Below are 14,332 nucleotides of genomic sequence, written 5' to 3'. Positions count from 1 at the left end.
GCCTTCCCTGTCTGCAAGGGCCTGAAGCGCATTGACCGCCTTTTCCGGCGCATAACCGCAGGCGAGGATATGGCTCTCATCGACGGCGACGCCGAGCTCCTCGTGAGCCGTTCTGAACAGGCCCTAGAATTGTAGACGCCTTCTTCCCTAAATTTGAGGCAGGAAGAGCATCATGGGCAAAGCCAATTTCACCGAAGATTTCAAGCGAGACGCGGTGCGCCAGATCACGGAGCGAGGCTATTCGGTTGCTGAGGTTTCGCAGCGTCTCGGCGTCAGCCAGCATTCGCTCTACGAATGGAAGAAGAAGTTTGCCGCGCCGAACGCCAAGGGGATTGAAGAGGCCGAGGAGATCAGGCGGCTGAAGAAGGAGCCGGCTCGCGTGACCGAGGAGCGTGACATCCTAAATTGAAGCCGGACAAGCAATCGATCCAGTGAATCGATTGCCCGGCGGAACGCGTCCGCGTATTTCGCCAGGGATGCAAAGTGAAGTACGCGTTCATTGTTCTGCATCGGCAGCAGTTTTCGGTGCGGACGATGTGTGGCCTTTTGCGGGTTCATCCCAGTGGGTCTTATGCCTGGCTGAAGAACCCGTTGAGCAAACGGGCCAACGAGGACAAGCGATAGACTAATCTTCTTCTGAAGGCGTGGGAAGAGAGCGACAAGGTCTACGGTTATCGCAAGCTGCACGACGACCTTCTCGATCAGGGCGAGATGTGCTGCCCGAACCGGATCGCGCGTCTGACACGTCTCGCCGGGATCAAGGCTGAGATCGGCTATAAACGCCGTCCCGGCATCTATGGCGGCAGGCCTGCCGTCGCTATCGACAACACGCTCGACCGGCAATTTGAGGTCGCGGCTCCGGGCAGGGCCTGGGTCACGGACATCATCGACATCCGAACCTGCGAGGGCTTCGCTTACCTTGCGGTCGTCATCGACCTCTATTCCCACCGGGTCATCGGCTGGGCGATGCAGAGCCGACAAACCACCGACGTCGCGTTGCAGGCTCTGCTCATGGCGGTGTGGAGGCGAAAGCCGAAGGACAAGGTGCTGATTCCTTCGGCCCAGGGCTCGCAATTCACCAGCATCGACTGGGCCTCGTTCCTCAAGCACCACAATCTGGTTCACTCGATGAGCCGACGCGGCAACTGCCGTGACAATGCGGTGGCCGCGAACTTCTTCGATCTTCTGAAGCGAGAGCGAATACGCCGCAGGGTCTACCGCTCACGCGATGAAGTTCGCAAGGACGTGCTCGATTACATCGAAATGTTCTAAAACCCGAAACGTAAGAACGCCAGGAACGGGATGCTGTCGCCCTTAGACTTCGAGAAGCAGCAGAAAACCTAACCCGAGGCTGTCTGCGAAACTCGGGGCTATTCATGTGCTGAGTATTTGGCCAATCGCCAGATTGTTTGCTTCTGCACCCGATAGCGTTTGGCGACATCGCGATCCGTGAGGAACTGATCGGAGGATGTCAGGTCGCTATCTGGAGATGGCACGGATCGAACGCGGGAAGCCTGCTCGGTTACTGCAAGGGCAGCCCCCTCGGCGAAGGCAAACAAGTCTCCTTCGGCTTCAGTGCACCCCGACCTGGCGCGGGCATATGACCATTGCTATTGAGGCTTTTGAGGTATGTGGGGCCGCAGTTCTCTCATGCCGAGACATAGCTACACTCTTTCTCCGTCTCGCGGATTCAAAGTAGGTAGCATGTCTTGCGCTTCGCTCAGCTATTGCCGAGCCCTAACGTCCAATTGATGTTCGCATCAAACGCGAACAAATCAGAAACAGCAACATGCGGGAGCGAACGATTTCTCACCATCGCAAAATAATGACACGATGGGCCAGGTGATGGTCTGACCGCAGAATTAGGAGGAAATTTATCTAATTTCAGGGTGTTGTGAACGGATATGGCGGAAGAGGTGGGATTCGAACCCACGGTACGGTTTCCCGCACGCCGGTTTTCAAGACCGGTTCCTTAAACCGCTCGGACACTCTTCCGGTGTCCGCCTTATGCGCAATGCGCCGGCGCTTTGCAAGACGCATTTCGTTTGTGCGAGCAATGGGCAGGTGGCCGGATCGGACTGGCGAGTGCGTGGTGGTTACCTTGTTTCGCGCCTCAAGTTGAAGGCCCGGGCGCTCTTCGGTCTTTAGTTGTTTGTTAACCATGCCGCAAAGTAACCCAGATAGTTTGAGGCAAATGTTCGCAATTCTGCCATGTTGTGACCGCGTTGTTGCTTCGTAACAGGACGGTTGGTTGGTTGGGTCATGGGCTCGGTCGACGACGGCAGGGGAGCCGTGACCGACAGCATCGGCAGTGGGACTTATGAATTTCAAGGCAGGCGGCAGCACTCTGATCAACGGAGCCAAGTGGGTCGCATTGACGTTTTTGTGCGCGAGCCTGGCATCCTGCGCGACGACCGGCGGCAAGCCGGAAAAGAAGAAGCGTTCCAAGGAGTATTTTGCCGAATCCGAATACGGCGTGAAGGCGAGCCCGCGGCTGGTGGCGAGCGGTCCCGTGCCGAAGGGCGGCGGCCGCTACATGGTCGGCAAGCCCTATACCGTGAAAGGTAAGGTCTACGTCCCGAAGGACAATCCGGACTATGACAAGGTCGGCGTCGCCTCCTGGTATGGTTCGGCCTTCCATGGCCGGCAGACCGCCAATGGCGAACTCTACGACCAGCATTACCTCTCCGCCGCCCACCCGACCCTGCCGCTGCCGAGCTATGCGCGTGTGACCAACCTGACCAATGGCAGCTCGGTCATCGTTCGCGTCAACGACCGCGGACCGTTCCATTCCGATCGCATCATCGACCTTTCCAACAAGACCGCCGACATGCTCGACATGGCCCACAGCGGCACCGGGAAGGTCCGTGTGCAATATGTCGGTCCCGCCCGGATGGACGGCCACGACATGCCGTATCTGATGGCGTCTTACATCCGCAAGGGCGACCGTTCGCCGGTTGTTGATCCCGGCGGCCAGATTGCATCCGGCGTGATGGTGGCTTCCGCCGACAACAAGAGCCTGCCGGCTTCGCCAGACTACGCCCCGGCGACGATGACGAGCCTTGCCGGTCCGACGCCTTCCGCGGCCTATCCCTCGGCCGACAACGGTGTTGCCGCGACGGCTGCCGCCGCCTTCGACGGCATGGTGATCCTGCCGGAATTCGGCCCCTGGCCGACCGAGCGCCCGCTCGACGGCCACTATCTGCGCGTTCCGGCTGGCAGCGCCGTCTCTGCTTTTTCGGCAGAGCCGGTCGAGGCTCCCGCCACGCTTGCCTTTGACGCGATTATGGTGCGCAATGACGGCCTGACGGAGGCGTCGATTCTGTCCTCGGTCGCGCGCGGTGCCACCAAGCTGTCCGCGCGCCGATAGTATTCCGGACGATCGATCCGCCCGCGGCGGCAGCCGGTCACGCGGCGAGGAACCGAAATAGACCATGCGACATAGCCTTGCCCTTGCCGTCCTGTTCCTTTCCGTCATCTTTTCCCTTCCTGCCTTCGCCCAGAAGGCGCCTTCCGGTCTTTTCGAGACGAAGGCGCCACAGGTCCTGCTGATCGAAGCCTCGACCGGCACGGTCCTGCTCGCCAAGGGCGAAGAAAGGCCCTTTCCCCCGGCCTCTCTCGCCAAGCTGATGACGCTGGAAATCGTCTTCGACGCCTTGAAACGGCAGGAAATCAGCCTGGACACCGTCTATCGCGTCAGCGAGCACGCCTGGCGGACCGGTGGCGCCCCTTCGCGCACGGCGACCATGTTCGCTGCCCTGAATTCCGAGATCCGTGTCGAGGATCTGGTCAAGGGGATCGCTGTGCAGATGGCCAATGACAGCTGCATCATCCTCGCCGAGGGCATGGATGGCACTGAGGCGAAGTTTGCTGCCCGCATGAACGACCGTGCTAGGGCGCTCGGACTTGGCGGAAGTGCCTTTGCCAATCCGACGGGTCTTCCCGATCCCGGCAACAAGACGACACTCGCCGACATGATTGCACTCGCCCGGCATATTCAGTCGACCTATCCGGACTTCTACCGGCTCTTCGCCATTCCCGAGTTCGAATGGAACAAGATTGCCCAGCGCAACCGCAATCCGATGCTCGGCCGCAGCGCCGGTGTCGATGGCCTTGGGTCCGGCTTTGCAGAGGAGAGCGGCTTTTCCCTCGTCACCTCGGCGGAGCGCGACGGTCGTCGGCTGTTTCTCGCGATCAGCGGTTTGCCGTCGGACAAGGAGCGGACCGAGGAGGCGGTGCGGCTTCTCGACTGGGGTTTCAGCGCCTTCGAGATGCGGCACCTCTATGATGCGGGCCAGGCGATCGGGGCAGCCAGCGTCTACGGCGGTGACGCCGCGAAGGTCGATCTCGTCGCGGCTGGGCCCGTCGACATCTTCGTTCCGATCGATAATCCCGACAGGATCCAGGCGCGCATCGTCTATCGCTGGCCGCTGCGGGCACCGGTCGCCGCCGACGCCGAAATCGGCGTCCTCCAGGTCTCTTCGGGGGAAAGGCTGCTGCGCGAGGTCAAGCTGAAGAGTGCCGCGCCGGTCGGCGAGGGCACGCTGAGCCAGAAAGCGGGCGACGCGCTGTTCGAACTGCTGTTCTTCTGGCTGTGAACACCCCGATAGCGGTTTCGCGGGCGCGGTGAATAGGTTAAACAGGTCGAAAGACGTGGGTACAGTCGAAAAGGCGGGAAGACCAGGGTGTCGACGGGTGCGGGAATGTTCGTGACTTTCGAGGGAGGCGAGGGGGCAGGCAAGTCCACCCAGATTCGCCGTCTCGCCGACAGCCTGCGTCGCCAGGGCCTCGACGTGATCACCACCCGAGAACCGGGCGGTTCGGCGGGTGCAGAGGCGCTGCGCCATGTCCTGCTTTCCGGTGCGGCCGAGGACTACGGTATCCGCATGGAGGCCATCCTGTTTGCCGCCGCCCGTAACGACCATGTTGAGAGCGTGATTCGCCCGGCGCTTGCCAAGGGTTTCGTCGTACTCTGCGACCGATTCATGGATTCCTCGCGCGTCTATCAGGGCGCAACCGGCAATCTCGAACCGGAATTCATCGATGCGCTGGAGCGCGTGGCGGTCAACGGGGTCGTGCCGGACCTGACCCTGATCCTCGATCTTCCCGCGACGCTCGGGCTAGAGCGCGCCCGTGGTCGGTTGAGCGCGGAAGCGAACGGGCAGGGCGCTCCGGATCGCTTTGAGAAGGAAGAGCTCGATACACACGAGAAGCGCCGGCAGGCCTTTCTCGATATCGCATCTGCCGACCCGAAGCGTTGCCGCGTGATCGATGCACGCCGATCGGTCGGCGAGATCGCCGACGACATCCTCGACGCGGTTCTGCCGGTCCTGGCCGGCCGGAAAACGGCGGGCATTCCCAAAGCGGTCGGCGTGGAATGAGCGACGAACGACACGGAGTGCTGGACGGCGCGATCGCGCCTGCCTTGAACACACGCCTTTTCGGACACGAGGCGGCCGAGGATTTTCTCGCCCGCACCTATCGGTCAGGCAAGGGGCATCACGCGGTCCTGATTGAAGGACCCGAAGGGATCGGCAAGGCGACGCTTGCCTTCCGCTTTGCCAACCACGTCCTTTCGCACCCGGACCCGGCGAGCGCTCCCGACGTCATCGCCGACCCCGACCCGGCGTCGGCCGTCAGCCGTCAGATCGCCTCCGGGGCCAGTCACAACCTGCTCTACCTGTCCCGTCCGGTCGACGAGAAGACCGGAAAGGTGCGGACCGCGATAACCATCGACGAAGTCCGCCGCGCCGGCCACTTCTTCTCGCAGACCTCGGGCACCGGCAACTGGCGCATCGTCATCATCGACCCGGCCGACGACCTCAACCGCAACGCGGCGAATGCCATCCTCAAGATCCTCGAGGAACCGCCGAAGCGCGCCATGTTCCTGGTTCTCTCGCATGCACCCGGCAAGCTGCTGCCGACCATTCGCTCGCGCTGCCTGCCGCTGAAGCTTTCGGCGCTGTCCGACGACGCAATGCGCCAGGCACTGGCGCAGCTTGGCCTCTCGATTGCCGAGGCCCAGGCCGAAACGATCCTGTCTCTCTCGAAGGGCAGCGTCGCGCAGGCGCTGAAACTTGCGAACTACGGCGGCGCCGACATCATCGAGGCCTTCGGCAAGCTGCTCGGCGAGAGCGGGCCGTCGGCGCGCAAGACGATGTACAAGCTCGCCGATGCCTTGAGTGCCAAGGATAGCGACGTCGCCTTCGGCTTTTTCACCGAGCATCTGGCCGAGTTCCTGATGGAGCAGGCCCGGACGGCAGCACTTTCGGGTAATCTCCGCGCTGCCGATCACTATGCTCGGCTCTCTTCATCGATCACCGAGCAGCTCTCGGTGGCTGCCGCCTACAATCTCGACCGCAAGCAGACGATCCTCGACATCCTGACCGCTGTCACGGCATAGCATGTGGGCTTTCGAGGCGATGTTCGCCATCCGCGGGGCGCAAGGCAGGCTTCGAGAAAACGGCTGTTTCTAAAGACGCAAGAATGCTCTAAGAGCGGCATGACTTCATAAATGCGCAATCGACGCGGATCATAAGACCGACCATGAACGATACCTACTACATCACCACAGCCATCGCCTATCCGAACGGCAAGCCGCATATCGGCCACGCCTACGAACTGCTCGCGACCGATGCCATGGCGCGTTTCCAGCGGCTCGACGGCAAGGACGTCTTTTTCCTCACCGGAACGGACGAGCATGGCCAGAAGATGCAGCAGACCGCGCGCGCCGAAGGCATTGCCGTCGAGGATCTTGCCAAGCGCAATTCCGACGAGTTCCGCGAGATGGGCCGGCTGCTCAATTCGTCGAACGACGATTTCATCCGCACGACCGAGCCGCGCCACCACCAGACGGTGCAGGAAGTCTGGCGTCGCATGGCGGCGAATGGCGACATCTACAAGGACAGCTATGCCGGCTGGTATTCGGTCCGAGACGAAGCCTATTACCAGGAAGAGGAAACGGAGCTGCGCGCCGACGGCGTTCGCTACGGGCCGCAAGGCACGCCGGTCGAATGGGTCGAGGAGGAAAGCTACTTCTTCAGGCTCTCGGCCTATGAGGACAAGCTTCTGAAGCTCTACGAGGACCAGCCCGACTTCATTGGTCCGAACGAGCGCCGCAACGAGGTCATCTCCTTCGTCAAGTCGGGGCTCAAGGACCTGTCGATCTCGCGCACCACGTTCGACTGGGGCATCAAGGTGCCGGATGATCCGAAGCACGTGATGTATGTCTGGGTCGACGCGCTGACCAACTACATTACCGCGACCGGCTATGTTGAAGACGAGAACGGCCCGCGTGCCAAATACTGGCCGGCCGACGTCCACATCATCGGCAAGGACATCATCCGCTTCCACGCCGTCTATTGGCCGGCCTTCCTGATGTCCGCGGGCCTGCCGCTTCCCAAGCGCGTCTTCGCCCACGGCTTCCTGCTCAACAAGGGCGAGAAGATGTCGAAGTCGCTCGGCAACGTCGTCGACCCGGTCAATCTGGTCAACCATTTCGGCCTCGACCAAGTGCGCTATTTTTTCCTCCGCGAAGTCTCCTTCGGCCACGACGGCAGCTATTCGGAAGAGGGCATCGCGACCCGCATCAATGCCGATCTTGCCAACGGCATCGGCAACCTGGCGAGCCGCTCGCTGTCGATGATCAACAAGAACTGCGAGGGCAGGGTACCGACACCCGGTCCGCTGACAGCGGAAGACGAAGCGATCCTGAAGATCGCCGACGAGGCGATCGACATCTGCCGCGAGGAGATGGGCAAGCAGCAGATCCACAAGGCAGTTGCCGCGATCATCAACATCGTCAACGAGGCGGACCGCTATTTCGCCGCGCAGGCGCCGTGGGTGCTGAAGAAGACCGATGAGGCGCGCATGGGTACGGTGCTCTACGTGACGGCGGAAGTCGTGCGCCAGATCGCCACCCTCTTCCTGCCGATCATGCCCGCATCGTCGGCCAAGATCCTCGATCTCGTCGCCGTGGCCGAGGAAGACCGCGTGTTCGCCAAGCTCGGTGCCGCCGGGCGTCTGAAGGCCGGAACGGAGCTGCCTGCGCCGTCGCCGGTCTATCCACGCTACGTCGCTCCGGACGCGGCCAAGGCGTGACCGGCATGCTGATCGACACCCATTGCCATCTCGACTTCGCCGACTTCGACGCGGAGCGCGACGATCTGGTCGCCCGTGCCCACGGAGCCGGCGTTTCTCAGATGGTGACGATCTCGACGCGGGTGCGAAAGCTCGACACGCTGCTCGCGCTGACGGAGCGTTATCCCTCGGTCTTCTGCTCGGTCGGTACCCATCCGAACAATGCCAACGAGGAGCTGGACGTTACCGCAGACGACCTCGTTCGGCTGGCCGAGACCCACGACAAGGTGGTGGCGATCGGCGAGGCCGGCCTCGACTATTTCTACGACACGCAGACGCCCGAGGACCAGAAGACGGGCTTCCTGCGCCACATCGAAGCGTCACGGCGCACCCAGTTGCCGCTGGTCATCCACAGCCGCAGCGCCGACGAGGACATGGCGGCAATCCTGACGGAAGAAACGGGGAAGGGGCCCTTCCCCTTCATCCTGCATTGTTTCTCTTCCGGAGAGGCACTGGCAAAGACCGGCGTCGAACTCGGCGGTTATGTCTCCTTCTCGGGCATCCTGACCTTCCCGAAGTCCAGCGAACTGCGCGATATCGCCAAGGGGTTGCCGCTCGACCGGCTTCTCGTCGAGACCGACGCGCCTTACCTGGCGCCGAAGCGCTGGCGCGGGAAGCGCAACGAGCCGTCCTATGTGGTGAACACGGCCGAGATCCTGGCCGAGACCATGGGTGTCAGTTTCGACGAGATGGCGCGCATCACGACCGAAAATGCATTCAGGCTCTTTTCCAAGATGCCGAGGCTTTCTGCATGAGTTACCGGCAGCGCTTCACCATCCTCGGCTGCGCATCGTCTCCGGGCGTACCGCGCATCAATGGGGACTGGGGCGACTGCGATCCGAACAATCCCCGCAACCGCCGCACCCGGGCATCCTTCCTCGTGCAGCAGATCGCGCCTGACGGCGGTGTGACCACCGTCGTTGTCGATACCGGACCGGATTTTCGCGAGCAGATGATTGCGGCGCGTGTCGATCATGTCGATGCCGTCGTCTATACCCATGCCCATGCCGATCACCTGCACGGGATCGATGACCTGCGCGGCTATTTCGTCATGCAGAAGCACCGGATCCCGATCCATGCGGAACCGGCGACCATGGCCCGCATCCGGCAGGGTTTTGCCTATTGCCTCGAGACGCCGCCGGGCAGCAACTATCCGCCGATCGTCCAGCCCGTAGTGATCGAGGACCTGACGCGTCCGGTCGAGGTGACAGGGAAGGGCGGTATGATCCGCCTGCAGCCCCTGCTCCAGCAGCACGGCGACATCATCTCTTTGGGGCTCCGGATCGGCGATGTCGCCTATTGCTGCGACGTCAGCAATTTTCCCGAGGAGACCGTTGCGCGGCTTGGTGGACTCGACACGCTGGTGATTGACGCCTTGCAATACCGGCATCATCCGAGCCATCTTTCGCTCGAGCAGGCGCTCGGCTGGATAGACCGGCTGAAGCCACGCCATGCGATCCTGACGCATATGCATATTCCGCTCGACTACGAGACCGTGATGGCCGAGACGCCGCCGCATGTCGAGCCGGCTTACGACCAGCTGTCGTTCGAAGTTGTCGTTGGCGAAAATTAGTTCGAAGAAAACATCAAGAAACAATGGCAAGCCATTGTTTTATATAAAATTCGAGGAGAGGTGCCATGAACTGCATTTTCATCCAGGTACGCTGCCGTCCGGGCCGGACCTATGAGGTCGCGGACCGCATCTATGAAAAGGAAGTGGTTTCGGAACTCTATTCCACGAGCGGCGAATACGATCTGCTGGCCAAGATCTACGTTCCGGAAGACCAGGACGTCGGCAAGTACGTCAACGCGATCTTCTCCGACATTCCGGACGTCGACCGGACGCTGACAACGCTGACGTTCCACGCATTCTGATCCGGACCGTTGCGACGCCCAAGCCGGCATTCCTTCGAATGCCAGTGAATATCGAGCATGAAACGCCATCCGTCCGAAGCTTGATCGGAAACTCGAAATACAAAGTATCAGGGAGCATCCGCGAGTCCGTAGGTCTCCCCGTATATGTTCAAGTTCCATAATCTATATTATGCGATAATTGGATAAGCGTCCGGGCTTGGGGTCGCGGCAGCGCCCGGCCTCCGCACAGCGCTCCCCCACGACATCAGACGAGCCTCTGATCGTTGAGCAGATCCTCGGCCGTCTCCCGGTCCATCTCCATCACCTTGCGGCCGATCTCGAAGCTGAACCCGTTTCGCGCGAAGGCGGAAAACTCCTTGGCGTGGCGTTTCTCGTCGAATGCGACGTCAAGGCGTCGGAACGGTCCGAAAGCCCGCTTGCGGGAAAAGATCAGCGCCGCGATGAAATCGTCCGCCTCGGCCAGCGCACCGTCGATGATCTCGCGATCGATGCCCTTGTCCTTCAGCTTCCGGGCGATCACCCGCTTCGACTTTCCGCTGCGGGCCGACGACCGTGTGCGTATCTCCGCATAAGCCACGTCGTCGAGCGCTCGCATCTGTCTGCCGAACTCGACGGCTGCAGCGGAAAGCGCGACAATCTGTGCCTCGCTGATGTCCTCGAATTTCTCGCGCGCCTTTTTCGCGATGGCCTCGCCGAGCTCGCGCTCGCTCATCAACTTGCGCGCCAGACGGTATGCGGCGGAATTCCTGACCCAGCTTAGCATGCGCGGCGTCGGCTGGTCGGTGGCCGGCAGCAGGTCCTGTTCGTCTTCGGTCAAAGCGTCGTGGCCCTCGGTTCGACGGCGAGTCATCGGTCTTCACCTACCATGAAAGAAGGCGGGCTTTCCAATGGCATGCAAGGGCGTTCGGGCTGGCAAGTCTCTCCGCGGGAAATTATAATCGCAGTTGTAACCTGTGCTGCATAGCGACAGCTATACATTCTGATATTCTATATAAGCGAATCGACGACGCGAATGAAACGCGTAAAGGCGGAACCGAGTTCATGTATGAGCGAGAACAACTTGAAGTATGGGCCTTGCGTCGAGCTGAAGAGATAGTATTACGGGAAGGCGTCGGCCTGATGCAGGCGGCCCAATGGCTCGACAAGAAGATGACGGTCAGAACGTCGAAGCAACTCCGCAATGCGATCTGCAATTCACTACTCGAGGCCATGGCCCTGCCAAAGTTGCCCTCGCCTCCCGAGCAGAATTTTTCGCAACCCCGGATCGATATCGGCGCATAGAACCAGGCAGTCCTGCTAATCTTGCTTGGTGCCGATCAGGCCGCTGCCCTCAGACACCGGCGCCATGGCGAAAGCCAGCGCGGTGAACGGCAGGATGACCGCAAAGCTTGCGGCAATCCCGTGGAATTCCGCGATGGTGCCGAGCAGCGGAGGAATGCCGATCGTTGCGACAAGCATCACCAGGGACAGTGCGGCCAGGTTCTCGGCCGGCGTATTGGTGCTGCGCATGGACACGACCGTCGACACGGCCAGCGGATAGTTGAAGGCGACCCCGCTGCCGATCAGCGCGAGCGCGATCGCTGCGACCCATTGCTGCTCGAAATTGAGGATCAGCGCGAGGCCGGCTGCCACGGCGAGAGCCGAGGCCCGCAACAGCAATGACGGTCGAAAGAGCTCGCGCAGCCAGTCGCCGATCAGCCGGGTGATGCCCATTCCGATGGTGAAGAATGCAAACAGCAGCCCTGCCCGCGCCGGATCGGTTGTGATCCTGTCGCGGATCAAAAACATCCCCCAGTCGTAGATCGCGCCCTCGATGATGGCGAGGCCGAAGAGCATCAGTGCGACGAGCAGGATGGCGCGCGTCGGCCGCACGACGATGCGCGCGCGGGCCGCCGACAGGCCCAGACTGTCGTTTGGGACGTCGGGCGTGATCCGCAGCACGATTAGAGCAGACACGATGACGAAGATTGCGACGCCGCACAGGTGCTGGAAGGGCGTTGCCCCCTGCCCGGCCGCCCAGCCGGACGCCATCGTCCCGAACAACAAGCCGACCGACCAGAATCCGTGGCTGCGCGACAGCACCTTGACGCCCGTCGATTGCTCGATCCCGGTCGAGATCATGTTCTGCGCGACCTCGAGCATGGTGCGGATGAAGGCGAAGAAGATGAAGCCGCCGACGAAGCCGATATAGGGTATTACTGAGAGCAGCGGCGTGACGACCGCCAGGATTATCAGGCTGAAGGCAGCCGTCCGCCGCGGCGACAGCCAGTTGTTGACCTTGCCGGCGATCGGGAGTGCCAGCACCGTTCCGAGCGCACCGCCGAGCAAGGCGAGACCGAGCGTCGCCTTGTTGACCTGCATCGCGGTCTGGATGGCCGGAAGCCGCGTGAAGAGCGAGATGAACAGGATCGAATTGCAGAAGAATATCAACGCCGGAGGCGCGAGGATGGGCATATCGGGGGAACCGTTGAAAACTGGGAGACGGCAATCGGTGAATGTCTATTGCGTCGCACAAAGCTGATTGTCAGACAAGTCGACCTGCACGCTGCCCGGGTAGAAATCGAACACGTTTTGAGCGCTGGCTCGTTGACGATCTAGTCGTGATTGTTCGCAAAATGATGACGATTTGTAAGCATCCTGCGGGATTTCACAAACCGTGGCACTGAACTATGTGTTGGCCATCAGATTTGGAAAGGCCAGGACATGCTCGTCAATGGAAAATGGACTGCCGACTGGCAGCCGGTGCAGGCGACCGACGCCAAGGGCGGTTTCGTCCGTCAGACCTCGGGCTTCCGCAACTGGGTGACCGCCGACGGAGAGGCTGGCCCGACAGGAGCGGCAGGTTACAAGGCCGAACCCGGCCGCTATCATCTCTACGTGGCGCTGATCTGTCCTTGGGCTTCCCGCACCCTGATCGGCCGAAAGCTGAAGGGGCTGGAGGACGTGATCTCGGTCTCAGTGGTCCAGCCCGCGCTGACCGATTTCGGCTGGAGCTTTGGCGATTTTCCCGGCGCCGATCGCGATACCGTCAACGGCGCGACCTACCTGCACGAGATCTACACGAAGGCCGATCCGACCTACACCGGCCGCGCCACGGTCCCTGTGCTGTGGGACAAAAAGACCGGCACCATGGTCAACAACGAGTCCGCCGACATTCTGCGCATGATGAACTCGGGCTTCGGCAGCCTCGCCAGGAACGACATCGACCTCTATCCGGAGGCGCTGCGCGACGAGATCGAGGCGCTGAATGCCGAGATCTATCCGGCGCTCAACAACGGTGTCTACCGGGCCGGTTTTGCCACGACACAGGTTGCCTACGAGGAAGCGTTTGGCGACGTGTTCCGGATGCTCGACACGCTCGAGGCGCGGCTTTCCGACGGCCGGGACTATCTGAGTGGCGATCGCCTGACCGAGGCGGACATCCGTCTCTTCGTCACGCTGGTGCGGTTCGATGCGGCCTATCACGGGCTGTTCAAGTGCAACCTGCGCCGCCTCGCCGATTATGCGGCGCTTTCCCGCTACATGCTGCGCATCCTTGACCTGCCGGGCGTTCGCGAGACAGTCAGCATCCCGCACATCAAGCATGGCTATTACTCGATCAAGGCGTTGAACCCGACGCGCATCGTCCCCGTGGGCCCGGATCTGCCGGGCCTCTTCCCCGTCGAACTGAAGAGGGCATGACAATGGCCAATGCCACACGTCTCGTCATCTTTCTACATGGCGTGGGGAGCAGCGGAGCGGACCTGCTGCCGCTCTCCAACCTCTGGCGCGATGCCCTGCCCGGCACGGTCTTCGCGGCTCCCGATGCGCCGTTCCCCTTCCCGTATGGCATGGGTCATCAATGGTTCAGCATTGCCGGCGTGACGGAGGAAAACCGGCCTGAACGGATCGTGGCGGCCCGTCCCGAATTCGACCGCGTCATCAATGACATCGTCGCCGCGCATGGCTTTGCCGATCGGCTCGACCGGGTTGTTTTCGTCGGTTTTTCGCAAGGGACTATCATGGCGCTCGACGCACTGGTCTCCGGCCGCTGGCCCGTCGGCGCGATCGTCGGCTTTTCGGGCCGCCTCGCCTCGCCACCGCCCTATGCACCCCATGCTTCGACCGCATTGCTCTTGGTGCATGGCGAGGCAGATACGGTCATTGACGCTGGAGAGACGGCAAAGGCCGCAACCGCGCTGGAGGATACCGGTTTGGTCGTGGAACAGCACATGCTGCCCGGCCTCGGTCACACGATATCCGCCGAGGGCGCGCAGATCGCCGCAGAATTTCTGGCGCGCCAAGTCGGCTGACGCGCCACCCGGGCGCGTGGCCGGAT

General features: G+C 61.6%; 13 protein-coding genes, 1 tRNA gene and 1 pseudogene. 12 read left to right on the top strand and 3 right to left on the bottom strand.

Going from position 1 to position 14,332, the window contains the following annotated elements:
• Window positions 1–172: 172 nt before the first annotated feature.
• Window positions 173–1,344 (top strand): annotated as a pseudogene (locus ACX93L_RS06395) (IS3 family transposase).
• A gap of 561 nt (window positions 1,345–1,905) precedes the next feature.
• On the opposite strand, the gene ACX93L_RS06390 reads toward ACX93L_RS06395, so the two are convergent.
• Window positions 1,906–1,995: transfer RNA gene (locus ACX93L_RS06390), tRNA-Ser, on the bottom strand.
• Window positions 1,996–2,320: 325 nt separating this feature from the next.
• Here ACX93L_RS06390 and ACX93L_RS06385 point away from each other — a divergent pair.
• The 8 genes from ACX93L_RS06385 (at window position 2,321) to ACX93L_RS06350 (ending at window position 10,014) form a co-directional block, all read left to right on the top strand.
• Entirely contained in the window at window positions 2,321–3,370 is a 1,050-nt protein-coding gene (locus ACX93L_RS06385; protein ID WP_459404047.1) for a septal ring lytic transglycosylase RlpA family protein, read from the top strand.
• A 64-nt stretch (window positions 3,371–3,434) separates the two neighbouring features.
• Entirely contained in the window at window positions 3,435–4,598 is a 1,164-nt protein-coding gene (locus ACX93L_RS06380; RefSeq protein ID WP_459404046.1) for a D-alanyl-D-alanine carboxypeptidase family protein, read from the top strand.
• An 87-nt stretch (window positions 4,599–4,685) separates the two neighbouring features.
• The gene (tmk, locus tag ACX93L_RS06375; RefSeq protein WP_459404045.1) at window positions 4,686–5,381 is read left to right on the top strand and encodes a dTMP kinase; all 696 of its coding nucleotides are present in this window, start codon (window positions 4,686–4,688) and stop codon (window positions 5,379–5,381) included.
• Window positions 5,378–6,403, top strand: a complete 1,026-nt coding sequence (locus ACX93L_RS06370; RefSeq protein ID WP_459404044.1) for a DNA polymerase III subunit delta' — start codon at window positions 5,378–5,380, stop codon at window positions 6,401–6,403. Before tmk ends, ACX93L_RS06370 begins: the two co-directional genes overlap by 4 nt.
• Before the next feature lie 143 nt (window positions 6,404–6,546).
• Window positions 6,547–8,100 carry a methionine--tRNA ligase gene (gene metG / locus ACX93L_RS06365; protein ID WP_459404043.1) on the top strand — a complete coding sequence of 518 codons (1,554 nt, stop codon included), beginning with the start codon at window positions 6,547–6,549 and terminating at the stop codon, window positions 8,098–8,100.
• A 5-nt stretch (window positions 8,101–8,105) separates the two neighbouring features.
• Window positions 8,106–8,894 carry a TatD family hydrolase gene (locus ACX93L_RS06360; RefSeq protein ID WP_459404042.1) on the top strand — a complete coding sequence of 263 codons (789 nt, stop codon included), beginning with the start codon at window positions 8,106–8,108 and terminating at the stop codon, window positions 8,892–8,894.
• Window positions 8,891–9,712, top strand: coding sequence for an MBL fold metallo-hydrolase (locus ACX93L_RS06355; protein ID WP_459404041.1), 822 nt, complete (start codon window positions 8,891–8,893; stop codon window positions 9,710–9,712). The genes ACX93L_RS06360 and ACX93L_RS06355 overlap by 4 nt, the downstream gene beginning before the upstream one ends.
• A 65-nt stretch (window positions 9,713–9,777) precedes the next feature.
• The gene (locus tag ACX93L_RS06350) at window positions 9,778–10,014 is read left to right on the top strand and encodes an Lrp/AsnC ligand binding domain-containing protein (protein WP_169587981.1); all 237 of its coding nucleotides are present in this window, start codon (window positions 9,778–9,780) and stop codon (window positions 10,012–10,014) included.
• A gap of 244 nt (window positions 10,015–10,258) precedes the next feature.
• Here ACX93L_RS06350 and recX read toward each other — a convergent pair whose 3' ends face one another.
• A complete protein-coding gene (gene recX / locus ACX93L_RS06345) occupies window positions 10,259–10,864 on the bottom strand; it encodes a recombination regulator RecX (protein ID WP_459404040.1) in 606 nt (201 codons plus the stop codon).
• Between the two features lie 191 nt (window positions 10,865–11,055).
• On the opposite strand from recX, the gene ACX93L_RS06340 reads away from it, so the two are divergent.
• Window positions 11,056–11,295 (top strand): hypothetical protein, encoded by a 240-nt coding sequence (locus ACX93L_RS06340; RefSeq protein ID WP_459404039.1) that lies wholly within the window; start codon window positions 11,056–11,058, stop codon window positions 11,293–11,295.
• A gap of 15 nt (window positions 11,296–11,310) precedes the next feature.
• Here ACX93L_RS06340 and ACX93L_RS06335 read toward each other — a convergent pair whose 3' ends face one another.
• Window positions 11,311–12,468: an MFS transporter gene (locus ACX93L_RS06335; protein WP_459404038.1), complete on the bottom strand. Its 1,158-nt coding sequence runs from the start codon at window positions 12,466–12,468 to the stop codon at window positions 11,311–11,313.
• 249 nt (window positions 12,469–12,717) lie between these two features.
• Between ACX93L_RS06335 and ACX93L_RS06330 the strand changes: the two genes are divergently transcribed.
• Together ACX93L_RS06330 and ACX93L_RS06325 are read left to right on the top strand one after the other, a co-directional pair.
• Window positions 12,718–13,695, top strand: coding sequence for a glutathione S-transferase family protein (locus tag ACX93L_RS06330; RefSeq protein WP_459404037.1), 978 nt, complete (start codon window positions 12,718–12,720; stop codon window positions 13,693–13,695).
• 2 nt (window positions 13,696–13,697) lie between these two features.
• Window positions 13,698–14,306 carry an alpha/beta hydrolase gene (locus tag ACX93L_RS06325; RefSeq protein WP_459404036.1) on the top strand — a complete coding sequence of 203 codons (609 nt, stop codon included), beginning with the start codon at window positions 13,698–13,700 and terminating at the stop codon, window positions 14,304–14,306.
• The last annotated feature ends 26 nt before the right edge of the window (window positions 14,307–14,332 follow it).

The sequence above is a fragment of the Rhizobium sp. CAU 1783 genome (assembly GCF_054551725.1).
This window is presented reverse-complemented; position numbering and strand designations above follow the sequence as displayed.

Coding starts and splice junctions, on each gene's coding strand:
- ACX93L_RS06385 (WP_459404047.1), top strand. CDS start 2,321: ATGAATTTCAAGGCAGGCGGCAGCACTCTGATCAACGGAGCCAAGTGG.
- ACX93L_RS06380 (WP_459404046.1), top strand. CDS start 3,435: ATGCGACATAGCCTTGCCCTTGCCGTCCTGTTCCTTTCCGTCATCTTT.
- ACX93L_RS06370 (WP_459404044.1), top strand. CDS start 5,378: ATGAGCGACGAACGACACGGAGTGCTGGACGGCGCGATCGCGCCTGCC.
- metG (WP_459404043.1), top strand. CDS start 6,547: ATGAACGATACCTACTACATCACCACAGCCATCGCCTATCCGAACGGC.
- ACX93L_RS06360 (WP_459404042.1), top strand. CDS start 8,106: ATGCTGATCGACACCCATTGCCATCTCGACTTCGCCGACTTCGACGCG.
- ACX93L_RS06355 (WP_459404041.1), top strand. CDS start 8,891: ATGAGTTACCGGCAGCGCTTCACCATCCTCGGCTGCGCATCGTCTCCG.
- ACX93L_RS06350 (WP_169587981.1), top strand. CDS start 9,778: ATGAACTGCATTTTCATCCAGGTACGCTGCCGTCCGGGCCGGACCTAT.
- recX (WP_459404040.1), bottom strand. CDS start 10,864: ATGACTCGCCGTCGAACCGAGGGCCACGACGCTTTGACCGAAGACGAA.
- ACX93L_RS06340 (WP_459404039.1), top strand. CDS start 11,056: ATGTATGAGCGAGAACAACTTGAAGTATGGGCCTTGCGTCGAGCTGAA.
- ACX93L_RS06335 (WP_459404038.1), bottom strand. CDS start 12,468: ATGCCCATCCTCGCGCCTCCGGCGTTGATATTCTTCTGCAATTCGATC.
- ACX93L_RS06330 (WP_459404037.1), top strand. CDS start 12,718: ATGCTCGTCAATGGAAAATGGACTGCCGACTGGCAGCCGGTGCAGGCG.
- ACX93L_RS06325 (WP_459404036.1), top strand. CDS start 13,698: ATGGCCAATGCCACACGTCTCGTCATCTTTCTACATGGCGTGGGGAGC.